We start from the raw sequence: 23,703 nt of genomic DNA on the forward strand, positions 1-23,703 counted from the left end.
TAAAAAGTATTATTGCTTGATAATCTTTCCGGTTTTATGCAAACCTTCGGCTTCAAAAGTATAAAAATAAAGTCCGCTTTTTAAAGGCTGAACAGAAATAGTCGGATTTTCGTTTGTTATTTCTGTTTCAATAAGTTTTTGTCCTAAAACAGAATAAATTACAATCGAAGCTTTGCTATTTTGTTCTGAAAAAGAAAAAGAAACATCTGTTTTTGCCGGATTTGGAAACACTGAAAAAGAAGTAGCTGTTTGAAAATTTTCTACTCCTAAAGTCGACCCAAAATTAGGAATTCCATATCCGTAATTATTATCCGGAGTCGCATATTGGTTTGATGATTCTAAAATCATTTGTCGAATTTCTTTATTGGTTTTAGATGGAAAAGCCTGCCATAAACAAGCGACCATTCCCGCCATGATCGGGCATGAAAACGAAGTTCCGTTTGATGTTCCTATAGTTCCATTCACGTTAGCAATTACCGAAGCTGTTCCTTGTGCCATAATATCCGGCTTAATTCTGCCATCAGAACTTGGCCCAATAGAACTAAAACTCGATCTTACTTTAGAAGCCGCAACAGATCCGATTGCCAATACTGAAACCGCATCAGCCGGAGAACCAATATGTGGTTCAGCCTTCGCTCCCTCATTTCCGGCAGAAGCCAAAACTACTATTCCTTTACTAAACGCTATTTCTGCACCACGCGAAATAAAATTGGTTATTCCGTTCATATCACTATAAGTATGATTGTACCTTGCTTCGTCACGCTCACCAAAATACCCCAATGATGAAGTAATAATATCAACCCCTAAGGCATCTGCTCTTTCGGCAGCTTCCACCCAAAGTGATTCTTCCAGAGGATTTTCCAGAGCGTCAATTTCTGTAATAAAAAGATAATATGAAGCGTTTGGAGCAGTTCCTACCAAAGCATTTTCTTTGTAACCACCCATAGTAGAGAGTACAAGGGTTCCATGGCTGCCTCCTGTGTAGAAATTCGCATTTCTTGTGGTAAAATCGTAACCACCCAAAATTCGATTATTATTTCTAAGATTTTCAAATGGTTGTGCTGTATTAACGCCGGGAAATCCCGCATCTAAAACGGCTATAATTTTTCCTTCTCCGGTAAAATTCTGCTGATGCAAAACCTGTCCGTTCAGCATCTGAATCTGACTGGCAGAATTACCGTATGCATAATCAATCGCAGTTTCGAGCTTATTCAGCGTTTGACCTGTTCTGGTTTCTGAAACTTTTTTTGATGTTGTATTTAAAGTTTTATCAGCAAAATCTACTTTTTGTACAAATGATAATGATTTTAAAGCATTAATATCTGTTTGTGTACCACGAATATGAAGTGCATTTAACCATTTTGACTGCGCCATTACAGTTATTCCTGTACTTGCCTTAATTTGGTCGATAAAGGAAGTTTCGACAGGTGCGTCTGTAAAATCCAACGCTATGTTTTGATTCGTTCTTCGATCTAAAGCTTTTTGCGAAAGTTCTGTCAACGGATTATTAAAGAACAATTGAGCATTAGGTTTTGCATTGAAATAAACCCAGGCTTCTTGCTGCGAAAATACGGTGATAGAAAGAAGTAATAAAAGAAATGTAAAGTTGTATCTCATAGTTTACTTTTTTAAAGGCTAAACCTCTGTAAAAAAGTATAAAGCTAAGAAATTACTCCCGAACCAACTAATTCATTTTCTAAATACCAGGCTACAAACTGACCTTCTGTAATAGCAGACTGAGGTTCTTCAAATTCAACATACATTCCATCTTCAAATTGATGCAAAACAGCTTTTTGCAAAGGCTGGCGATAGCGAATTCTTGCCATTACTTCCATCGTTTCCCCTTTTTCCAATTTCAAATCTTCGCGAACCCAGTGTACTTCAGAATCTCCAACAAATAAAGCTTTTTTAAACAAGCCCGGATGATTGCTTGTTAAACCTGTATATATCGTATTGGTATCAACATCTGTCGCAATAACAAATAATGGGTCTGTTGTTCCACCAACATTAAGTCCTTTTCTTTGTCCATTAGTAAAATAATGGGCTCCCTGATGTTTTCCCATCACTTTTCCCATTGTTGGCAGGTATGCTCTTTTTTGGGCTTCTAGTTTTAATTCTTCTTCTAAAGATAATCCAGCCGGTATTTCCAGATTATAAATCGGATCATTTTTATCAATTTGAACAATCTTTCCTTCTTTTGGCTGTAATTTTTGTTGTAAAAATTCAGGTAAACGTACTTTTCCAATAAAACATAAACCTTGAGAATCTTTCTTTTCGGCAGTTACCAATTCCATTTCAGCAGCAATTTCGCGTACTTCCGGTTTTGTTAAAGCGCCAATTGGAAACAACGATTTTGCTAATTGATCTTGTGATAACTGACATAAAAAATACGACTGATCTTTGTTATTGTCTGCTCCTGCAATTAATTGGTAAACAGGTTTTCCGTCAACTTCAATTTCATTTTTTTGACAATAATGTCCTGTCGCCACATAATCGGCACCAAGACTTAAAGCAATTTTCATGAAAACATCAAATTTGATCTCGCGATTACAAAGCACATCAGGATTTGGAGTTCTTCCTTTTTCGTATTCGTTGAACATATAATCAACGATTTTTTCTTTGTATTCTTCACTTAAATCAACAGTCTGAAACGGTATACCTAGTTTTTCAGCAACTAATAAAGCATCGTTACTGTCTTCTAACCAAGGACATTCGTTAGAAATAGTAACCGAATCATCGTGCCAGTTTTTCATAAAAAGACCGATAACTTCGTAACCTTGCTGCTGCAGCAAATAAGCAGCAACACTAGAATCTACTCCACCAGAAAGACCAACAACTACACGTTTCATTTTAACTCCTTTATGTTTTTATAAGGGTGCAAAGGTAAGTCATATTTTAGAAAATTTTGTTGGTTTTAATTAGTTTATATAATGCAAGGGTAGATAAAACTTATTGCATTTTTTAATTACTTTTAATCATCAATTAAAATGTCATGTCAAAACAGTTTTACACCTTTATTTTCTTTATCATTTTAAGCACTTTAAATGCGCAAAGTTATCGTGCTTCTTTGCAAAATTATTCAGAATATAAAGCATTTAAAGGCAAACCGTTATCTGATAAATTTTCGAATATCGAATCGGTAAAAGTGATTTACGATTTGAAAAGACAAAAGATGTACTATTTCAACAGTACATTGATTCGCTTGCATTTTGACTTTGTGACCAACTATTTAGGATACACCAAAGACCTTGATATTTTTAATGATAATAATTACAGTGATACCGAAAAAGGCCGGGAGTTTTTATTGGGAAATCTCAACCACATTAAAGGATCTGATAAATGGATTTTTGAATTGGCGGCATCAGATCACATGCCAATTGTGTTGCTGGAGCGCTTCTATCATTTAATTGTAAACTCAACTTTCATTGGCAAAGATTTAAAATTTTATCTCAATAATCCGGAGCAAATTGAATGGTTTCAACAAAATAAATTTAAAATTCCCTGTGTAAAATCAGATTATATTTTTAATGAATTGAGTTATCAGGAAGTCGTTCCGGGAAAAAATATTGGTATTCTAAAAGAATATAAAATCAAGGAATTAGAAACTATAAAACCCAATCCTGATGAAATTATTATTCTGGATGGAACGCCAGATATACTGCCAAATGTTCGCGGCATTATTGTAAATGAGTTACAAACTCCGTTAAGCCATTTGGTATTGTTGGGAAAAAACAGAAAAATTCCGATTATGGCATATACGAATGTCTTTAAAGATTCGAATATCAAAAGATTGCTTTCTAAAAAAGTAGAATTAAAAATTGCAGTTGATACTTTTTACATCAAAGAAACTGATAAAAAAATAACACAAAAAGTTATTAAGAAAAAGAAAAAACTAATTATCGATAATAGTGTTACTGAATTAGTCAACTTAGCTACAATTCCTAAAAAAGGGGTGAATTATATTGGTTCTAAAGCGCAAAATATGGCGTATTTAATTGCCATTGCAAAAGAAACGCCTTTTAAAACGCCTGAAGATGCACATGCCATTCCATTTTATTTTTACACCAAGCACATTCAAAAAAAATCAATTTCACCTTTAATCACGGAGCTTTTGAAATATTCCCACAAAGATTCAACTGTTTGGATTAACAAGCAATTAAAAAAAATACGTGATGCTATTAAAAAAGAACCAATTGATCCTCAATTAATAGCAAAGCTAAATCAAGTTTTTAAAAATGCTGCTTTTAAAAATTTCCGATTCAGATCTTCTACAAATGCCGAAGATATGGATGATTTTAATGGCGCCGGACTTTACGATTCTAAAACCGGGATATTAGGTGACAGTATCAAAACTTTTGAAAAAGCCATTAAACAAGTTTGGGCAAGTGCGTGGAATGAAAGCTCTTTTATAGAAAGAGAACTTTTTGGGATAGATCAGGAAAGCATTGCAATGGGCGTTTTGGTACATCGCTCTTTTCCTGATGAATTGGCAAATGGAGTTGTGATCACTAAAAACATATTCAGGGAAAATTTTTCAGGAATTACGGTTAATGTTCAAAAAGGAGAAAACTCTGTTGTAAAACCAGAAAAAGGAGAAGTTTGCGAACAGTTTATAGTTTATCATTTTAATGAAGGCAAAACAGAAAGCGACTTTGATGTAGATTATACTTCAAACTCCAATCTTAACAACAACGAACCTTTATTGAATAGGAAAGAAATAAGTAATTTGTTTCTGGTTAGTAAAAAAATCGAAACTAAAATGTACCGTTACTGGAGAAAAAACCAATTTCATCCCATAGACATTGAATTCAAAATTGTGGGAGAAAACAGGGATTTATATATCAAACAAGTACGGCCTTTTAATGAATAATTAGTATAAAACTAAAAGATCAATTTCATTTGAAACCGCATTAATATTGACAATTTTAAAGTCGAAATTTTCGATGTTGATTTTTTCCTGAATAGACTTTCTAATGCTGTTATTGTCTAAAGAAAAATTAGTGTCTAATGCAATTTTGACATTAATTGTATTAAGATATTTAGATACTTTTTTATTTACTATGATAGAGGCAATTATATAAAATCCGATTATCATAATTTGAAAAAAGAGCAAAACTTCTATTTTTTCATAAGGATATAAAATATCTAAAATTGAAAGCGTAATCGTTGCAAAAAGAAAGATAATCGCATTGACCGTAAAGGATTGCGTACGAAATCTCAGAATTGAAAAAATGGCAAATAAACCAAATCCAATTCCTACTCCAATCTCAATTTTTGTAAATACATAACAAAGTGAAAAAGTACAAAGCCCAACAATAACCATCAACGGATTTATGGTTTCATTATCTTTTCTGTTCGAGAAAAAGTACAAAATCAGAATCGAAAAAAACAACAATAAAAATCTCCCTGAAAGCTCGTTTAAATCCATTTTGGCTGAAGTGTTAGTGAGTCAAATTTAGAAAAAGTTTGCCACGAATTTCAGGAATTCTTACTAATTTTTCTTTGCTTCAAGTTTGAGAAAAAAAATAGCGAAAATTCGTGAATTCGTGGCAAAAAAAATGCCCGTAAAAAACGGGCAATGTGTAAAATAAATTATTCCATTTTAGGTTTTGAATCGGCCTTATAATTACTTTTCGGGTCACTCATATTTACCTCCTTGGTTAATTTTCCCTTAAAATAAAATTGCCACATTCCGACCTTCTTGCCGTTCAAAAATTTTCCTTTAGACGCTACAACTCCATCAGAATCATAAAAAACAGCGTCGCCATTATATTCGTTATTCTTATATGTTGTCTGCTCTAAAATGATCCCGTTTTGCCCCCATTTTTTATAAATACCTTCTTTCTTTCCGTTTACATACGTCATTTCTTCAGCAACTTTTTCATTTGGGTAAAAAACGGTTCTTGCACCTTCCAGTTTTCCGTTTTTGTAGTTTTCGATTGCCATTACAATTTTAGAAGCTTTATGGTAATATTTCCATTCTCCTTCGTAATTTTTTCCTATAACTTTACCTTCACTTACTTTATTTTTATTCTGATCGTAAAAAATATTATAGGCACTTCCGTCATTGGCACTAAAATCACGCGTTGCAATTACATCACCTTTTTTAGTATCATCAAAAAATTTAAATATTCCGGTTTCTTTTCCGTGACTAAAAGTTCCTTCGTAACGCGGACGCTTGGAAACTTCGTAAGTTCCTTTCCATAAACCGTCTTTCTTGCCGTTAGCATCGAGTTTATTACTATCAGCCTGAGCGTTTATAAAAAGTACATTTAGTAATGCTAATCCAAATAACAGTCTTTTTAAAATCATATATATTTCAATTTTAAACTTAAACGAAATTGTCTTGTATAAATTATATTGAGGGGTATAAAAAAATCCCGATAAATCGAGATTTTTTTATTTGTTATTTCTTTTTATTCTGCGCTTTTGCAGCTTCTTGCTGCTCCATCACATCCTGAAGACGCTGTTGAAATTTACTTGGCTTTTTAGGCTCTTTCAATTTGTTCTCCTGAATCTGAGCGTGAATTTTATCTGTGTCAACAATATAGTTTTTAATTACAAACATGATTCCGATTGTAATTAAATTGGAGATAAAGTTATATAAACTCAAACCTGCACCGTAACTATTGAAGAAAATTAACATCATTAATGGCGAAACATAAATCATGATTTTCATCATTTTTGCCATATCAGGCATACCTTCTTGCTGAGGCGCTGCCATTTGCTGATCTCCAGACGTCATTTTCATATAGAAGAAAATCGCAATTGCAGCCAAAATTGGGAACAAACTGATATGATCTCCGTATAATGGAATGTGGAATGGCAATTTTACAACAGAGTCAAATGATGATAAATCATCTGCCCAAAGGAAACTTTTTTGTCTTAACTCAAAAGCTGAAGGGAAAAACTGGAACGACGCATACATAAACGGAAGCTGAATCAATGCCGGAATACATCCTGCCATTGGGTTTACGCCCGCTTTGTTATACAACTTCATTGTTTCCTGTTGTTTTTTCATTGGGTCTTTTTTGAATTTTTCTCCCAATTCTGTAATCTCCGGACGTAAAACTTTCATTTTAGCCTGAGACAGGAATGACTTATAAGTAATTGGCGACATGGCCAATTTGATAAGAATAGTAAATATGATAATCGCAATTCCGTAAGCAATATAAGAACTTAAAAATCCGAATAATGGAATAAAAATTAACTTATTTATCCATCCGAAAATTCCCCAGCCTAACGGAATAATTTTTTGGAAGTTCTTATCGTATGATTTTAATACTTTGTAATCAGATGGTCCAAAATACCAGTTCATTTTATAATCAATCTCTCCATTTGAGAAAGCTAAAGGAACTGTCGCTTTGAATTGTTTAGTAAATACTGTATCTATTTTTTCGTCTTTAACTAAATCATCTGATTGTAATTTTGATTTTTCAAATGGTTTATCAGTTGACAAAATAGTAGTAAAGAAATGTTGTTTAAAAGCAATATAGCTTACTTTTTCAGGAGTTTCTTCTTTTCCTTGACCATGATTACTTACGTTACTGTATTTTTCATCTCCATACTCATAATCAAGCTCGGTAAAACGATTGTCGTAAGCAACGCTTTTTTCGTTTCTATACGTTTTCAAATCCCAAACTAAATCTAATGGTTTAGAAGAGTTTAAAACTTTATTCAATCCCTGAGAACGAATATCAAAACCAACTAAATAATCGTTTGGTTTTAAAATATATTTGTATTCTAAAAATTCGTTAGCTCCTGCTTTTAAACGCATTGACAAAACCTGATCTGCACCAACTTTAGTTAGTGTAGGTTCAAAAAATAAATCTTTAGAATTTAAAGTTCTGTTATCTGTAGTTTGTAACTGAATATTCAAATTAGCATTATTGTCTTTAATCAATTCTACTAATTGTTTTGAACCTTTATGAAACTTTTCAAATTCCTTAAGTGTAGCTTCAACTATATAACCACCTTTATTAGCGATTTTCAGTCTGATCTTTTCGTTTTCAATAGTTGTAAAAGATTCTTTTGCAGAAGGAAGCGTAGCAGAATAAGCGAAACCACCTAAAGTTTTTTGCAATTGTGCTAATTGAACTGTATCACCAGGCGTTGCAGCAGCAACAGGTAAAACAGCGGTTTTAGTTTTGTCAGCTTTAGCCTGAGCTTCTTGTTTAGCAACTAATTCTTTCTTGGCTTTTTCAGCAGCAATTTCTTTATCAGAAGGTTGATTTTGGTACATTATCCAAATCAAAATTCCAAATATCAATACAAAACCAATGATTGAATTAAGATCAAATTTTTTTTCTTCCATTATAATTTAAAAAAGTTATTCATTAAAGGCTATTAGTAATGAGTTTGACTCAAAAGTTACATCCTTTAGAATATTAATTATTATTTTTTATGTGCATTTACTGCAGCAGCCACAAAGTTTACGAAAATTGGATGTGGATTTGCCACTGTACTTTTGTATTCCGGGTGGTATTGTACTCCGATGAAAAACGGATGATTTTCTAATTCTATAATTTCAACTAAACCTGTATCAGGATTCACTCCAGAAGCAATTAAACCTGCTTTCTGCAATTCATCTTTATATTTATTGTTATACTCATAACGGTGACGGTGACGCTCTGAAATTGTTTTTTGACCGTAGATTTTATGTGCCAATGAGTTTGGTTTGATGTCACATTTCCAAGCTCCAAGACGCATAGTTCCGCCTTTATCTGTAATTGTTTTTTGCTCTTCCATCAAATTCACAACCGGATGTTTCGTTTTATCATTCATCTCAGTAGAATTCGCTTCTTTGTAACCTAAAATATTTCTTGAATATTCGATAACAGACATTTGCATTCCCAAACAAATTCCAAAAAACGGAATATTATTTTCACGTGCAAAACGAACTGCTTCAATTTTTCCTTCAATACCTCTTTCACCAAAACCAGGCGCAACTAAAACTCCATCAAGAGTGCCTAATTTTTCTTCAATATTATCGCTGGTAATATGTTCTGAATGTATAGAAATTACATTAACTTTAGTTTCATTCGATGCTCCTGCATGTATAAATGCTTCTAAAATAGATTTATAACAATCCTGCATTTCTACATATTTTCCAATCAAACCAATATTTACAGTATGTTTTGGGTTTTTTAATCTGCGTAAAAAAGTATTCCAGTTTTTTAAATCCGGAGACGCTTTTTTAGGTAAATCTAATTTCTTTAAAGCCACAACATCTAATCCTTCTTCAAGCATTAAATTTGGAACTTCATATATTGTAGAAGCATCAATAGACTGAATTACAGCTTCTCTTTTTACATTACAAAATAATGCCAGTTTATTACGCAACTCATCAGAAAGTTCATGCTCTGTTCTGCAAACTAAAATATCAGCCTTAATACCGCTTTCCATCAACGTTTTTACAGAGTGCTGTGTTGGTTTTGTTTTTAACTCACCGGCAGCAGCCAAAAATGGAACTAAAGTTAAATGAATAACAATTCCGTTATTTTCTCCCAACTCCCAAACCAACTGACGAACAGATTCTATATAAGGTAATGACTCAATATCACCAACAGTTCCACCAATTTCAGTAATTACAATATCATAATCGCCTGATTTCCCAAGCAATTGCATTCTGTCTTTGATTTCGTTTGTAATATGAGGAACAACCTGAACTGTTTTTCCTAAAAATTCTCCCCTTCTTTCTTTCTCAATAACCGAAAGATAAACTCTTCCTGTAGTAACGTTATTGGCCTGAGAAGTCGGAACATTTAAAAAACGCTCGTAGTGACCTAAATCCAAATCTGTTTCTGCACCATCATCTGTAACGTAACATTCTCCGTGTTCATAAGGATTTAATGTTCCCGGATCTACATTGATATACGGGTCAAATTTTTGAATAGTTGTACGATATCCTCTTCCTTGTAACAATTTTGCTAAAGATGCTGCGATAATTCCTTTTCCTAAAGAAGAAGTCACACCGCCTGTAACAAAAATATATTTTGTTTGATTCATTCTGTTGTTGTTTGTATTGTAGTTGTGTAAAAAACTTGGCAAAAGTACAAATTTAATTAGACAATTTATCAATTAGAGATTGAGATAATTTGCAAATTTTTAAACAGAACGATTACTTGGTTTTGTAATCGATAATTTTAAGGATTTATTAGGATTTTTTTTGAGGAATGTCTTTAAATCTAACTTAATTACTTTTTTCTAATTTACTAATAATTGAAAAAGTTAATTTACTTTAAGTCTTAAATTATCCGTTTATAAAGGTATTTTTTTGGCATAAAAAAAATATTATAATTTTAAAACATCGACTTGTACACATTTATAAATTCAGTCTTGAATTCTGTGGTGCCAATTTGTTTTTAAAAATTATAATATTTTTTATTTATATACTGTAATTTCAAAACACTGACTTGTACACATTAATAAATTCAGTCTTGAATTCTGTGGTATCACTTTGTTTTTGGAAATTATAATATTTTGTACTTCAAATATATACAAAAAAATTAAATAACAAAAGATTTTTCTTACTATTTAATTTGGTTTTGGATATTGTTTTTTAATATTACGGATCAATTCCTCTAATCCGTTCAATTTTAACTCGTAAATAAGCTGTAATTGCTGGCCTAATTCTCCTTTCGGAAAACCTTTGTTCTGATACCAAACGACATAATATTCGGGTAAATCGATTAAAAAACGTCCTTCGTATTTCCCGAAAGGCATTTTAGTGTGTGCTAATTTTATGAGAAGTTTTTTGTCTTGTTCCATAGTTTAAAGAAAAAAGAAGCAAGAGAAAAGAATATAGACTGATTCTCTTTCTTGCTTCTTAATATGCAAAGCTATTATTTTTTTGCCACTCCCGATAGCTATCGGGATAAAAGATTTAAATGATTTCGCCACGAATTCATGAATTAGTTTTAAATATAATTCGTGAATTCGTGGCGAATATTTCAAAGTGCTAAAACCTATGAAGCTTAGCAACTTTTTCTAGTAATGCCATCTTACAAAAGCCTCCATCGCTGCATACGTTGCCAAACCTAATTGTTGGTACAAATCAGCAGTTTCTGCATTTCTGTCTTCGGCTCTTTGCCAAAATTCTCTGGCGTCAGTTCCTTGAAAAACAACACCATCTTTTTGAGATTGATGTTTGAAAATTCCATGACGTTTTGCTAAAACCTGATCAGGGCTCATTGGTACAGCCATTTCAACTTCGTCAATTCCCCATTCCTGCCAAGCTCCTCTGTACAACCATAACCAGCAATCATCCATAAACGATTTTGGTTTCAATACTTTTACAGCTTCAAAAATAGCATCCAGACAAACTTTGTGCGTTCCGTGTGGATCTGCCAAATCTCCCGCTGCATATATTTGGTGTGGTTTTATCTTTTCAATTAAATCAACTGTTAACTGAATATCTTCTGGTCCAATAGGTTTCTTCTCAATTGTTCCGGTTTCATAAAAAGGCAATTCCATAAAATGAATCTGATCATCGCTCAAACCAACAAAATGACTTGTAGCTCTCGCCTCTCCTTTTCTAATCAAACCTTTTATATAACGAACTTCGGGAATATCAATTTCACTATTCTTTTTATTCTCTAAAAAGGTTTGTGCCTTTTGGTAAATGTTATCGGCTTCTGCACTTTTGATTCCGAATTTCTCATTATAATCAATTACGAATCTTGCAAAACGCAACGCTTCATCATCCGCAACAGCGATGTTTCCAGAAGTTTGATATGCAACATGCACTTCATGACCTTGTTCCTGCAAACGCATAAAAGTTCCTCCCATACTAATGATATCATCATCAGGATGCGGACTAAAAATCAAGACACGTTTTTTAGCAGGCTCTGCTCTCTCTGGTCTGTTTGAATCATCAGCATTTGGTTTTCCACCTGGCCAACCCGTAATTGTATTTTGTAACTTGTTGAATATTTTAATATTGATGTCGTATGCCGGACCTGAATCTGCTAATAAATCGCTCATTCCGTGTTCGATATAATCAGCATCTGTTAGCATTAAAATTGGTTTTTTAAGCTGAAGAGCTAATCCTAAAACCGCTTTACGGCTAAGTTTATCTGTCCATGTTACTTTTTCTACCAACCACGGTTTATTGATTCTGGTTAGTTTGGAAGAAGCTTCTTTATCTAAAACAAAAACGGCATTATTATGTTCCTGCAAAAATGACGCTGGTACACGATTCGTAACTTCGTCTTCTACAGATTTTTTTACAATATTTGCTTTACCTTCACCCCAAGCCAAAAGAATAACTTGTTTGGCTTCCATAATTTTCTTCACTCCAAGAGTAATTGCCGTTCTTGGCGTATTGCTTAATCCGAAGAAATCTTTGCTGGCTGCTACTCTTGTAATGTGATCTAAAGCTACCAAACGTGTTTTTGAGTTCTGCAGCGATCCTGATTCATTAAAACCAATATGTCCGTTACCACCAATTCCAAGAATTTGAAGGTCAATCCCGCCCAAAGCTTCAATTTTAGCTTCATAATCGTGACAATAATCGGCAATTTGTTCTTTAGTTAAAAGCCCGTCCGGAACATGGTAATTTTCAGGTAAAATATCGACATGATCAAACAGTAATTCTTTCATAAAACGAACATAACTGTTGATTGAGTTTGGTTCCATTGGATAATATTCATCCAGATTGAAACTAATTACGTTCTTAAAACTCAAACCTTCCTCTTTATGCAAACGCACCAATTCAGCATACAATCCTTTTGGAGAAGATCCTGTCGCTAAACCTAAAATACAAGGTTTATTTTCTTTTTGTTTTTCCTGAATTAATGCTGCAATTTCCTGTGCAACTGCTTTTGAGGCATCTGTTGAATTTTCAAAAACAACAGTATTGATGTTTTCGAATCGTTTTTCGAATCCTGTTGCTTTGTCGATTTTACTTTTTAACATGATATAGTTTTTTTTAATTCTTTTTTGGTCGTTTATTTTAAGATAAAACACTTATAATCAATTCCATATAAAGATAACATCTTTAAATTTGAATAACAAAAAGATTATTATCTGACTTTTTTTTAGTAAATCCTTGTGAGAGAGTATGATAACTAAAAAAAATTAATATGTGTATATTTTGCATTTTTTACGCATTTATTTGCATTTTTTTTGCATAACAAAATTACTCCAATTAGTTCTTTATAACTAATATCCGGCAATGAAAATTTTGTTAATTCCTGATTTCTCAGCTGAAAAACAAAAAAAAATCTATTGTCATAAAAAAACCGTCAATTTCTTGACGGCTTTTAAATTGTATTTATGATATTATTTCCAGTTGAAAGTAATTCGTTTTTCAATATCCGGATTCAAACTTAAAAATACCGGGCAAGTCATTCCTGCACGTTCAAGAATAGTTCTGTCTTTTTGATCAGCTGCGCCTTTCAATTCAAAAACAATTTCGATGGCTCCAATTCTTCTTGGTTTGGCGTTCATTATTTTAGTTACTTCTGCTGTAGAATCGCTAATATCAAGATTCATATCACGGGCTTTGATTCCCATAATTGTAAACATGCAGCTTGCTAAAGCATTGGCAACTGTATCTGTAGGAGAAAAAGCTTCTCCTTTTCCGTTATTATCTAGTGGTGCATCCGAAATAATTTCGCTTCCTGATTGCACATGAATTGATTTTGTTCTTAAATCGCCTAAATAGGTTACTTTCGATGTCATTAATTTGCTACTTTTAAAGTTAAGTCTGAGTCGTAATATAAAATGTAGACACCTTTGTTTGCGTGTCCGCCATCATCTTTTTTATAGTATTGAAATTTATTGTCAACTTGTTCCGTTGTCATTAAATCTGTCGTTTCCTGATAGGTTTTTCCTTGTACCAAGCGCATCATAGTATCAAAAGTAACATCAAAACCACGAGTAGCATACGAATTTGGATTCACTTTATTTTTCAGTCTGTATTCTTTTTCAAAAATTAAAACTGGCTGTTCGTCACTTTCACGAGTTACAGAAGGATACATTAAATTTAATTTTACCAAATTATCAAAATTAATTTCATCTGTATCAAGTGTGCTGTTTGGTTCTAAAATAACCAATTGAACCTGACAGGTTTTTTGAGCATCGATTAAAGCTTTTATAGTCGTTTTAATCATCGCCGTATTTGCCGTTTCCATTACAACATAATTAAGCCTGTTTGGCAATAATAGGCTTTTTAAATTCGCCACATCCAAACCTCCGGTTTCAGACAAAGCTGCAAATACAACTCCTTTTTGATTTTGCTTGATATAATTTATAACTGATTCTTTCTTCTTATCTACAACAGCAACAATGTTTCCGTTTTTATTTCGCATATAGTCAAAAATAGCGTTTCTAACTACATCATTTGTTGGTATTGACTGATATAAATTATCAATTGGGTTTGCTGTATCTTTTGACAAAGGCGAAATTACAGGCACATTATACAAACGCAATGAATTAGCTGTAGCTTCGGCATTACTTTGATAAAATGGTCCGATAACTGCATTTGCGTTTTGCAGTTTATTTTGCGAAATCAGACTCGAAATATTCGACGTGTTTTTTGTTTCCTGCGAATCATAAATTGCAACATCAATTGGTAATTTTAAAACTTTCGCCGAATCGATTGCCATCATAGCTCCTGAATAAAAATCAAGTGTCATATTCAAAAACTTATCTTTTTTCAGGCGAGTTGCTGTACTTGTTGTGTCATTTTGCATTTTAGCAATATTAAAAGGCAGCAGTAAAACCAATTTTTGACGTTCCGTTTGTCCTCTTTTTTTAGTTAACTCAACTACTTCCGGATTAACAGAAACTTCTTCAGATTTTACTTTTTCAAGAACTCTGATTCCTCCGCCTGTATTTTCAACTGGCTTATCAGCCGTTTTTTCAACCGATTTTTCAATTACTGGCTGCTGTTGTGCAATAATTGGCACTGGAGCCACATATCCAGACGGAACTTTTAAAACCATTCCTTCTTTAACACCTTCAGAAAGCGATGGGTTTAATTCCGTTAATTCTTCCTGAGTAATGTGAAATGTATGTGTTAAACTATAAAAAGTTTCCTTTGGTTTTACCTGATAATCCATGTAAGTGGTCCCTTTTTTAGCAGTTTCAGAAGGTTTCGCAACAGTTACAGCCGACGAAGCTGAAGTTTCTGTTTTTGGCGCCGTACCTTTTATTGTTAAACGGTAGCCAACTGGCAAACTTGTTACAATTTCGGGATTACGTTTTTCTAAATCCTCAACTGTGGTTTTATATTGTTTAGCAATAGAATACTTCGTTTCTTTTGCCACAACATCGTGATAAACATATTTTTCAGCAGCAGACGATTTCGCTGGTTTTTCTGTTTTTGCTGTTGCTGATTTTGCTGCTGATCCTTTTGAAGGAATCACCAACGTTTGCCCAATTTGCAAACCATTTGTAACCAGGAACGGATTTGCCGCTTTTAAAGCTTCATCAGAAACACCATATTTTTTTTCTATTCCAAATAACGTTTCCTTTGGCTGAACTTCGTGCGTTTTACCATTTTCTGAAACAACATTTTTAGAAACAGATTCTGCTTTAGCTACTGTTTTTCCTGCTTTCGTTGGAATCAACAAAACAGAATTTGGCGAAATTCCAGTACGCGCATCAGGATTTAATGAATAAATATCATAAGGCGTAACCTTAAATTTCTCTGCAATCTGATTGATGGTTTCTCCAGCAGAAACTTTATATTTTACCACTTTCTCCTGCGAAAAGGCAGAAGTATTGATAAAAAAAACAAGAGATAATAATGCTAAATAATATTTCATAATATGGCTAAAACAATTTAATTTTTAATTCAAAAAACAAGATACTAATTTTGCTTAAAGCAAGATTCGGGCCAGTGTTAATTTTTACACAATAATTATCTAAGATCTATTTCGGCCTTAGCAATAATGATGTTTTTATATAACTCATCTTCTTCTCTTTTCTTGCATTGATATAAAACTTCTTCCATATTTTGATACTTATCTGAGTAAACATAATAGGAAAGACTGTTTATATTAAAGAAAAAACTAGCATTAAAATCACCCGAATCAATAAGTTGCATAATTAACTTATCTCTTGGCGCTGCATCGGTAAATATACCTAAAACTAAGTAATAGCCATTTGAAACTTCTTTAAGATTATCAAAAACTTCAATCTTTACATTTTTTACATTTTTAAGCGGGTTTGCTTTTAATTCCTGTCTCATTTCTTCTGTTGAAACTGATTTAGAAACTACTGCCGAATTTTCTTTATTTTGATTTTTAATCGCTTCATCCTGATATTTTTTCAGTTTAATCAAAGCTACTTTATCATCAAACTTTCTGGCTTCCATACTATAATAAGAGGCTTTACTGATATGACGTTTTATTTCGATTGTTTTTTGAGTATCCAAAGAATCAATTTTAGAAATCAGTAATTGATTTTGTGCATCGCCTTTTTCCTGCTCAATTTTATATCTTTTTATTTCGTCAAGCGAAAGTCGTTGCTGCAATCCTGTTTTGTTGGTGTTTTTTTCGCTTTCGCGGATTTTCTTCTTGTATTCCTGATTTTCCTCGACAGCGATTCTTTCTACTTTATTCATTAAACCGGCATATGCTTTTCTATTTTCAGCCAGTTCTTTCTTTAATTGAGACGATAATTCGTTTGTTTTTCCGATGCTTTCATACGATTGTTTTTCTAATCGTTTTGATTGGTCAATATTTAAAACATCCATTCTTTTCAATTCAACCAAATCATTGTTCATTGTATTAACCAAAGAATCTAATTTTCCCATTAAAATATCCTGAACATTTTTATTTGCTTCTAAAACCAATCTCAGTTTTTCAACCGAATTATCTTTAGAACCACTCATATCATCCAGATTTAGTTTCAAATCATTAATTTTTATAATTTTCTGATTCATTTCTTTCTGAACAACCAATCTGTCTTTTAAATCATCAATTTCAACCGTTTTGGCTTTTGTTTTTTCGACAACAACTTGTTTTTCGGCAAGAGCCAGCATCAATTCTTCACTCTCATTTGCCGGTTTTATTTCTTTTGTATTGATGGCCAATTTATTGCCAACAACCAATCCGTTTACAATTTCAGGATTTTGAGATTCAAGCTGATCAATTGAAATTCCGTATTTTTTAGCAATCGAAAATTTGGTTTCCTTTGGTTCAACCACATGAAAAACAGTTTCCTGATTAATTACACGAACTCTTCCGTCAAGTGTTTTTCTTTTATTCGGAATTGCAATTGTCTGACCAATCTGCAATCCGTTTTGTAGTAAATCTTTATTTAAGGTTTCTAAATCCTGAACCGATACATTGTATTGTCTGGCAATGCTAAACAGCGATTCTTTTGCCACAACCAAATGGGTTGCTTTTGAAGAACTTGTAATTTCAGTTTTTGAAATATTTGAAGCATTTTGCGGAATAACTAATTCCTGACCAATCTGAAGTCCGTTGGCAAGAATTGGATTTGCATTTTGAAGCGCTTCTACAGAAATCCCGTATTGTTTTGATAAACCAAAAAGAGTTTCTTTTGCACCAACAATATGAGTAGTTTGGTTTTGGTTTGGTTTTTCTGCAGCATGAACCGGAATTTTAAGAATCTGATTGTCTTTTATTCCGCTTTGCGATTCGGGGTTGAGTTTGTAAATTTCATCAACAGAAACCTTATATTTTTGGGCAATAAAATAAGCCGTTTCTCCTTTTTGAATTTTGTGTTCAATAATTGAATCTTGCGCAGTTATTTTGTTAAAAGACAAAATAAACACAAGAGAAATCGTTAAAAGTTCTCTCATAAATAGTAGGTTATAAAAAATTAAGGCCTTACAAATGTAAGACCTTAATTTTAAAAATGGTACTATTCCCACTCAATTGTTGCAGGTGGTTTTGAACTTATATCGTAAACTACACGATTCACGCCTTTTACCTTGTTGATAATATCATTTGAGACCTTCATCAGGAATTCATAAGGTAAATGAACCCAGTCAGCAGTCATTCCGTCTGTAGATTCAACAGCTCTAAGCGCTACTACTTTTTCGTAAGTACGCTCATCGCCCATCACACCAACAGAATTTACCGGAAGCAAGATTGCTCCTGCCTGCCAAACTTTATCGTATAATCCCCAAGATTTTAATCCGTCAATAAAAACAGCGTCAACATCTTGCAAAATCTGAACTTTCTCCGGAGTAATATCTCCAAGAATTCTAATTGATAATCCTGGTCCCGGGAAAGGGTGTCTTCCTAATAATTCAGGATCTATTCCTAAAGTAGCACCAACTCTTCGAACTTCGTCTTTAAACAACATTCTAAGCGGTTCTACAATTTTTAATTTCATATAATCCGGCAATCCACCCACATTATGGTGCGATTTAATAGTTGCCGATGGTCCTTTTACAGAAACTGATTCGATAACGTCTGGATAAATAGTTCCTTGTGCCAACCATTTTACATCTTCGATCAAGTGTGATTCATCATCAAAAACTTCGATAAATACACGACCAATTGTTTTACGTTTGGTTTCAGGATCGCTAATTCCGGCTAATTCACCAAGAAAACGATCTCCGGCATCTACTCCTTTTACGTTCAATCCCATTCCTTTGTATTGATCTAATACATTTTGGAATTCGTTTTTACGAAGCAAACCGTTATTTACAAAAATACAGTATAAGTTTTTTCCAATAGCCTGGTGTAATAAAACTGCGGCAACAGTAGAATCTACTCCGCCAGAAAGTCCTAAAACAACCTTATCGTTTCCTAGTTTCTCTTTTAATTCTCCCACCATTTCTTCTACGAAAGCATTTGGTGTAAAGTTTTGAGGAACTTCAGCAATTTTTACTAAAAAGTTTTCCAGCATTTTTGATCCATCTGTAGAATGGAAAACCTCTGGATGATATTGAATAGCATAAGTAGTTTCTCCATCAATTTTATAAGCTGCATATTCTACATCGTGAGTACTCGCCAATTTCACAGCATTGGTTGGCAAAGCTTTGATACTATCGCTATGGCTCATCCAAACCTGACTGTTTTCTGAAACGCCTTCAAAGAAAGTTTCATTGTCTTTAATATAAGACAAATTAGCTCTACCATATTCTCTGGTGTTTGAAGCTGCTACTTCACCTCCGCTAAAATGCGCTAAATATTGTGCTCCGTAACAAACTGCCAACATTGGTAATTTGCCTCGAATTTGAGATAAATCAGGATGTGGAGCATCTTCTGCGCGAACAGAAAATGGGCTTCCTCCTAAAATTACGGCTTTATAAGGTGATAAATCACTAGGAAAGTGATTGTAAGGAAAAATTTCGCAGAATATATTTAATTCGCGAACTCTACGCGCAATAAGCTGTGTATATTGCGATCCGAAATCTAAAATAAGTACGTTGTGTTGCATGCGCAAAAATACTTTTTATATTCGAAATTGAAAAATCGGAACTGTGAAAAAAAAATATTTTTTTTTCACAGTTCCGATTTTAGGTTCAAAGGTTCTGAGATTCAAAGGTTCTGAGGTTTTAAATCTCATAATTTGAAAGATTTTTCTTTGTCTCTTTATTAATTTTAATCTTTTTGCCTTAAAATATATATTTCTTTTATTTTCAATTTTAAATTGAAAGAATCTGATTTACAAAGGTTGGAAGATTTTAAAATTTATGATTTGAAGGATTTTTCCTTTAAACCTTTGTGTCTTTGAAACTTTGTATCTAAAAAACAAAAATCCAATAATCCCAAAACTTCGTATCTATGCAAAAAACCATTCAAGTATGAAATCAAAACTAATTGCCATTACCCTTTTATTAGCTGCATTTTTCACTTCCTGCAATGCTATTGACGATTTATTGTCATTTACAATTTCAAACGAAGCTTCAATTCAGATAAAAAGTACTTCGCCTATTAATTTACCTACGGAAATTATTACGCCGGATGTTACAACAAATTCATCGGCAGAATTTAAAAACAATAAAACGGAAGCGGGTTTGGTAAAAGATGTAAAACTAAAATCGCTCAACCTAACGATCACAAGTCCTGACGGAAAAACTTTTACATTTCTAAAATCTATTCACCTTTATATCTCAACTACAGATTCTGATGAAATAGAATTGGCGTATCAGGATAATATCAACGAAACAACGAATATGATTGAACTAATTAGCACGAACGCCAGATTAGACAAATACATAAAAGCCGATAAATATAAAATTAGAACACAGGTTACCTTAAAAGAAACACTTACAAAAGATGTAACCGTAAAAGCAGATATGAAATTTGGAGTGACTGCGGATCCGTTTTAGAAAAAGGTACAAAGTTACAAAGCGACAAAGGTTCAGAGTTTTTAAAAGTGTAGTGGCTTTTACGGCTTTGTTCCTTTGAACCTTTGAACCTTTGCCACTTTGAACCTAAATTAATGTAGATTATAAAATATAATTCTTTAAATATAAAACAAACCCAATCGAAATGAGTGTTACCTTTAAGAGGAATTCTAAAAAACACATTCGATGAGTAAAATAGTTGCAGAACAATTAGTTGAAATGTTGGTAGAAGCCGGAGTAAAACGTGTTTACGCAGTTACCGGTGATAGCTTAAATCATTTTAATGATGCGATACGAAGAAACGGAAAAATAAAATGGATTCATGTTCGTCATGAAGAAGTAGGTGCTTATGCCGCCGCTGCCGAAGCCGAATTAGACGGTTTTGCTGTTTGTGCAGGAAGTTGCGGTCCGGGACATGTTCATTTAATTAATGGATTATATGATGCACATCGCTCACATGTGCCTTTGTTAGCCATTGCATCCACAATAAATACAGGAGAAATGGGGATGGATTATTTTCAGGAAACCAATACCATCAAACTTTTCGACGATTGCAGTTGTTATAATCAAATGATTATGACGGCTGAACAAGCTCCAAGAATCATACAAACTGCTATACAACACGCCTTAGGCAAAAAAGGTGTTGCTGTTATTGGTCTGCCCGGCGACGTTTCTGAATTAAAAGCGGTTGAAAGCAATATATCAACTCAGTATTTTCATTGTAATCCCGTTATCCGCCCTTCTGATAATGAATTACAGCATTTGGCAAAAGCCATAAATGAGAGTACAAAAATCACTTTATTCTGCGGAATTGGAGCTGAAAAAGCACACGATCAGGTGGTACAATTATCACAACATATTAAGGCTCCTGTAGGATATTCTTTTAGAGGAAAAATGAGTATTCAGCCTAATAATCCTAATGAAATTGGAATGACAGGCTTACTTGGTCAGCCTTCAGCATATCATAGTATGCACGAATCACACTTAGTTTTATTATTAGGAACTGATTTTCCGTATGATAAATTCATGCCTACTGATAATAAAATCATTCAAATTGACACCAGCACCGAACGTTTAGGTCGAAGAGCCAATCTTTATATGGGATTATGCGGTGATGTTGCCGATACAATAGAAGCTTTGCTGCCCTTGCTGGAAAACAAAACAGACGACAGTTTTTTACAGGCTCAGCTTAAATTTTATGCAAGTGTAAAAGAAAACATGAACATTTATATCGATGACAATGGCGGAGAAGACACGATTCAACCCGAATACGTCGCTCATATTATCGATAAATTAGCCAATAACGATGCGATTTTTACCGTAGATACGGGAATGACCTGTGTTTGGGGAGCTCGTTTTATTAAAGGAACCGGTGAACGAAAAATGCTGGGTTCTTTTAATCACGGATCAATGGCAAATGCAATGCCAATGGCTATTGGTGCAGCTCTCGCACATCCTGAAAGACAAGTCATTGCCATGTGTGGCGATGGCGGTTTGTCTATGTTATTGGGTGATTTGGCAACCATTCATCAATATAATATTCCGATCAAAATTATTGTTTTTAATAATCGCGCTTTGGGAATGGTAAAACTCGAAATGGAAGTTCAGGGATTGCCGGATAACGAAACCGATATGGTAAATCCTGACTTCGGACTTATTGCTCAGGCAATGGGGTTTAAGGGTGTAAATGTTCATAAACCCGAAGAAGTTGAAGGAGCAATTGAAAATGCATTCCGACACAATGGTCCCGTTTTATTGAATGTCTTTACAAATCCAAACGCACTGGCAATGCCTCCAAAAGTAGAATGGGAACAAGTTGTGGGTATGGCAAAATCTATGACACGATTAATGCTGGGCGGTAAAATGGATGAAGTTTTAGATACCGTTAAATCAAATTATAAACATTTGAAAGAAGGCTTTTAAAAGGTTCAAAGTTGCAAAGCAACAAAGGTTCAGAGGTTTCAAAGTATAGCAACTTTGTCCCTTTGAACCTTTGTTGCTTTGTACCTCAAAAGTCACTCTTTCGTAACAACAATCGAAGCTTTAAAACCTGCAGCAAGATTGTTCCAATAATCATTGGTTATTAAGGCTCCTTTATCATCGTAAACCTGAATTTCTGCAGTGTTTCCTCCCAATGTTCCAATGTTTAAGGCTTCAAAATCGAGTTTATTAAAACCATTAACAAGGTCGATTTTTACCTGTTTAAAGCTGGCATCCAAAAATAATTGATTTGCAATAACTCTATCATTGGATGAAACTCTGACCAAATCTCCATCAATGGCACCAAAATCCCTGAATTTCACAATAAAATATTCTGATTTGGTTCTGAAATCTCCAAGGGAAATATTTTTCTTAACCAATTCTCCCCTTCCTTCTTTTAGTCCGGCATCTTTTAAGGCTTTATCCAGTTCTTTCTCCATTTTGGGCACATAACGATCGCCGGGATTGGCAAAATCAGTTTCTGTAGACATGGTGAATTTACTTTTTTCTTCTCCAATCTGAAATTTTGATTTTGGAGTTATACTTGTATTCTCAAAAACATTGGGTGTTTTTATACTTGGAATATCTGAATTTTCTCCCTGAGGATCTTTTACTTCAGGAATTTTCTTTGGCTTTGCACTAAACTTTGGTGCAGGAATACTTTTGTATTTAGTACTAAATTCAGTTTGTGCCGACATTGCTGCGGCAGTAAAAAATAATATGAAAAATAAAATATGTTTCATTGAAATAGTATTATCAAATCGGCTTTTAAAATTTTACAAACCCAAAAAGTAGCTTCACAAAAATAGCATAATTTAGTTAGGCACTACAGCTTTAAGATTTTTATAACAATATATTAGGCTAATTTTTAGAATCAAAAAACCTGCCAAAAAAAGCGATCGTAATTTTACTCTCTCAAATTATATAAATAAAAAAATCCGACTCATTTTCACAAGTCGGATTTGTTATTCTCCTTTAATCTTTAACAATTACGGCTGTTAGCGTAGAAACATCTAAGGTTTTATTTGCACTAAAATTCAGATGAACATAATCAGAATAAGTAACTCCGGCTTCCAAATAATCTACATACGTTATTCGTTGAAATACTTCACCATCAGTACTTTTTGCAGTAAATTTTACAGAGAATGTTCCTTGTTCATAAACACTATAAGAAGTTTTTGAAATGTTTTTTACATCAAAATCTATGGCGAGATAATCACCATAAAGCTGTTTTCTTGTTATGTTCAAAGAAAAATCGGCTACATTAAATGCCATATTATTTGATGGAATAATTTCGTCATCATGGCTTGAACTGCAATTAATAAATAATAACGACATTGTAACTAATAGCACAACATTCCAAATTGGTTTTTGAAAAGATAATTTTCTCATAGCTAAAATATTAGATTTTATTTTTCTTTATAATTTTTTAATTG

The 23,703-nt window shown here is 33.3% G+C and carries 17 protein-coding genes; 3 read left to right on the forward strand and 14 right to left on the reverse strand.

Translation table 11 applies throughout. The annotated features are described in order from the left end of the window. Positions 1 to 9 precede the first annotated feature (9 nt). Positions 10 to 1,617 carry a S8 family serine peptidase gene (locus AC4FQ3_RS05010; protein ID WP_491181101.1) on the reverse strand — a complete coding sequence of 536 codons (1,608 nt, stop codon included), beginning with the start codon at positions 1,615 to 1,617 and terminating at the stop codon, positions 10 to 12. A 44-nt stretch (positions 1,618 to 1,661) separates the two neighbouring features. After that, positions 1,662 to 2,849 (reverse strand): tRNA 2-thiouridine(34) synthase MnmA, encoded by a 1,188-nt coding sequence (gene mnmA / locus AC4FQ3_RS05015; RefSeq protein ID WP_042563218.1) that lies wholly within the window; start codon positions 2,847 to 2,849, stop codon positions 1,662 to 1,664. Positions 2,850 to 2,992: 143 nt separating this feature from the next. Between mnmA and AC4FQ3_RS05020 the strand changes: the two genes are divergently transcribed. Next, complete coding sequence (locus AC4FQ3_RS05020) at positions 2,993 to 4,870, forward strand: PEP/pyruvate-binding domain-containing protein (RefSeq protein WP_491181102.1); 1,878 nt, start codon at positions 2,993 to 2,995, stop codon at positions 4,868 to 4,870. On the opposite strand, the gene AC4FQ3_RS05025 is transcribed toward AC4FQ3_RS05020, so the two are convergent. From AC4FQ3_RS05025 to guaA, 10 genes are all read right to left on the reverse strand, one after another. After that, on the reverse strand, positions 4,871 to 5,428 hold the full coding sequence (locus tag AC4FQ3_RS05025; RefSeq protein ID WP_491181103.1) for a DUF4956 domain-containing protein: 558 nt from the start codon (positions 5,426 to 5,428) through the stop codon (positions 4,871 to 4,873). It lies immediately after the preceding gene. Positions 5,429 to 5,592: 164 nt separating this feature from the next. Beyond that, positions 5,593 to 6,312, reverse strand: a complete 720-nt coding sequence (locus AC4FQ3_RS05030) for a toxin-antitoxin system YwqK family antitoxin (protein ID WP_491181104.1) — start codon at positions 6,310 to 6,312, stop codon at positions 5,593 to 5,595. Positions 6,313 to 6,406: 94 nt separating this feature from the next. Next, positions 6,407 to 8,314, reverse strand: coding sequence for a membrane protein insertase YidC (gene yidC / locus AC4FQ3_RS05035; protein WP_073393345.1), 1,908 nt, complete (start codon positions 8,312 to 8,314; stop codon positions 6,407 to 6,409). Between the two features lie 80 nt (positions 8,315 to 8,394). Then, on the reverse strand, positions 8,395 to 10,008 hold the full coding sequence (gene pyrG / locus AC4FQ3_RS05040) for a CTP synthase (RefSeq protein ID WP_491181105.1): 1,614 nt from the start codon (positions 10,006 to 10,008) through the stop codon (positions 8,395 to 8,397). Between the two features lie 528 nt (positions 10,009 to 10,536). Further along, positions 10,537 to 10,770 carry a DUF3820 family protein gene (locus AC4FQ3_RS05045; protein ID WP_192185327.1) on the reverse strand — a complete coding sequence of 78 codons (234 nt, stop codon included), beginning with the start codon at positions 10,768 to 10,770 and terminating at the stop codon, positions 10,537 to 10,539. A gap of 219 nt (positions 10,771 to 10,989) precedes the next feature. Then, positions 10,990 to 12,918 carry a glucosamine-6-phosphate deaminase gene (nagB, locus tag AC4FQ3_RS05050; protein ID WP_042563237.1) on the reverse strand — a complete coding sequence of 643 codons (1,929 nt, stop codon included), beginning with the start codon at positions 12,916 to 12,918 and terminating at the stop codon, positions 10,990 to 10,992. Between the two features lie 366 nt (positions 12,919 to 13,284). Then, entirely contained in the window at positions 13,285 to 13,686 is a 402-nt protein-coding gene (locus AC4FQ3_RS05055) for an OsmC family protein (RefSeq protein ID WP_491181106.1), read from the reverse strand. Then, positions 13,686 to 15,776 (reverse strand): LysM peptidoglycan-binding domain-containing protein, encoded by a 2,091-nt coding sequence (locus AC4FQ3_RS05060; RefSeq protein ID WP_491181107.1) that lies wholly within the window; start codon positions 15,774 to 15,776, stop codon positions 13,686 to 13,688. The genes AC4FQ3_RS05055 and AC4FQ3_RS05060 overlap by 1 nt, the downstream gene beginning before the upstream one ends. A gap of 95 nt (positions 15,777 to 15,871) precedes the next feature. Beyond that, positions 15,872 to 17,782, reverse strand: coding sequence for a LysM peptidoglycan-binding domain-containing protein (locus AC4FQ3_RS05065; RefSeq protein ID WP_491181108.1), 1,911 nt, complete (start codon positions 17,780 to 17,782; stop codon positions 15,872 to 15,874). Positions 17,783 to 17,844: 62 nt separating this feature from the next. Further along, the gene (guaA, locus tag AC4FQ3_RS05070; RefSeq protein ID WP_042563209.1) at positions 17,845 to 19,374 is read right to left on the reverse strand and encodes a glutamine-hydrolyzing GMP synthase; all 1,530 of its coding nucleotides are present in this window, start codon (positions 19,372 to 19,374) and stop codon (positions 17,845 to 17,847) included. A 367-nt stretch (positions 19,375 to 19,741) separates the two neighbouring features. On the opposite strand from guaA, the gene AC4FQ3_RS05075 reads away from it, so the two are divergent. Next, a complete protein-coding gene (locus AC4FQ3_RS05075) occupies positions 19,742 to 20,269 on the forward strand; it encodes a hypothetical protein (protein ID WP_491181109.1) in 528 nt (175 codons plus the stop codon). 204 nt (positions 20,270 to 20,473) lie between these two features. Beyond that, complete coding sequence (locus AC4FQ3_RS05080) at positions 20,474 to 22,210, forward strand: thiamine pyrophosphate-dependent enzyme (protein WP_491181110.1); 1,737 nt, start codon at positions 20,474 to 20,476, stop codon at positions 22,208 to 22,210. A gap of 92 nt (positions 22,211 to 22,302) precedes the next feature. Here AC4FQ3_RS05080 and AC4FQ3_RS05085 read toward each other — a convergent pair whose 3' ends face one another. Continuing rightward, positions 22,303 to 23,010, reverse strand: coding sequence for a hypothetical protein (locus AC4FQ3_RS05085; protein WP_073393325.1), 708 nt, complete (start codon positions 23,008 to 23,010; stop codon positions 22,303 to 22,305). A gap of 232 nt (positions 23,011 to 23,242) precedes the next feature. Beyond that, entirely contained in the window at positions 23,243 to 23,659 is a 417-nt protein-coding gene (locus AC4FQ3_RS05090) for a hypothetical protein (protein ID WP_491181111.1), read from the reverse strand. Between the last annotated feature and the right edge of the window lie 44 nt (positions 23,660 to 23,703).

Source organism: Flavobacterium sp. AK-345 (genome assembly GCF_058310175.1).

Bases quoted from the DNA above. Each gene is read 5' to 3' on its own strand.
- guaA (WP_042563209.1), bottom strand. From the start codon at position 19,374: ATGCAACACAACGTACTTATTTTAGATTTCGGATCGCAATATACACAG.
- AC4FQ3_RS05080 (WP_491181110.1), top strand. From the start codon at position 20,474: ATGAGTAAAATAGTTGCAGAACAATTAGTTGAAATGTTGGTAGAAGCC.
- AC4FQ3_RS05020 (WP_491181102.1), top strand. From the start codon at position 2,993: ATGTCAAAACAGTTTTACACCTTTATTTTCTTTATCATTTTAAGCACT.
- AC4FQ3_RS05065 (WP_491181108.1), bottom strand. From the start codon at position 17,782: ATGAGAGAACTTTTAACGATTTCTCTTGTGTTTATTTTGTCTTTTAAC.
- nagB (WP_042563237.1), bottom strand. From the start codon at position 12,918: ATGTTAAAAAGTAAAATCGACAAAGCAACAGGATTCGAAAAACGATTC.
- AC4FQ3_RS05025 (WP_491181103.1), bottom strand. From the start codon at position 5,428: ATGGATTTAAACGAGCTTTCAGGGAGATTTTTATTGTTGTTTTTTTCG.
- AC4FQ3_RS05055 (WP_491181106.1), bottom strand. From the start codon at position 13,686: ATGACATCGAAAGTAACCTATTTAGGCGATTTAAGAACAAAATCAATT.
- AC4FQ3_RS05045 (WP_192185327.1), bottom strand. From the start codon at position 10,770: ATGGAACAAGACAAAAAACTTCTCATAAAATTAGCACACACTAAAATG.
- pyrG (WP_491181105.1), bottom strand. From the start codon at position 10,008: ATGAATCAAACAAAATATATTTTTGTTACAGGCGGTGTGACTTCTTCT.
- AC4FQ3_RS05030 (WP_491181104.1), bottom strand. From the start codon at position 6,312: ATGATTTTAAAAAGACTGTTATTTGGATTAGCATTACTAAATGTACTT.
- AC4FQ3_RS05010 (WP_491181101.1), bottom strand. From the start codon at position 1,617: ATGAGATACAACTTTACATTTCTTTTATTACTTCTTTCTATCACCGTA.
- AC4FQ3_RS05085 (WP_073393325.1), bottom strand. From the start codon at position 23,010: ATGAAACATATTTTATTTTTCATATTATTTTTTACTGCCGCAGCAATG.
- AC4FQ3_RS05060 (WP_491181107.1), bottom strand. From the start codon at position 15,776: ATGAAATATTATTTAGCATTATTATCTCTTGTTTTTTTTATCAATACT.
- yidC (WP_073393345.1), bottom strand. From the start codon at position 8,314: ATGGAAGAAAAAAAATTTGATCTTAATTCAATCATTGGTTTTGTATTG.
- mnmA (WP_042563218.1), bottom strand. From the start codon at position 2,849: ATGAAACGTGTAGTTGTTGGTCTTTCTGGTGGAGTAGATTCTAGTGTT.
- AC4FQ3_RS05090 (WP_491181111.1), bottom strand. From the start codon at position 23,659: ATGAGAAAATTATCTTTTCAAAAACCAATTTGGAATGTTGTGCTATTA.
- AC4FQ3_RS05075 (WP_491181109.1), top strand. From the start codon at position 19,742: ATGAAATCAAAACTAATTGCCATTACCCTTTTATTAGCTGCATTTTTC.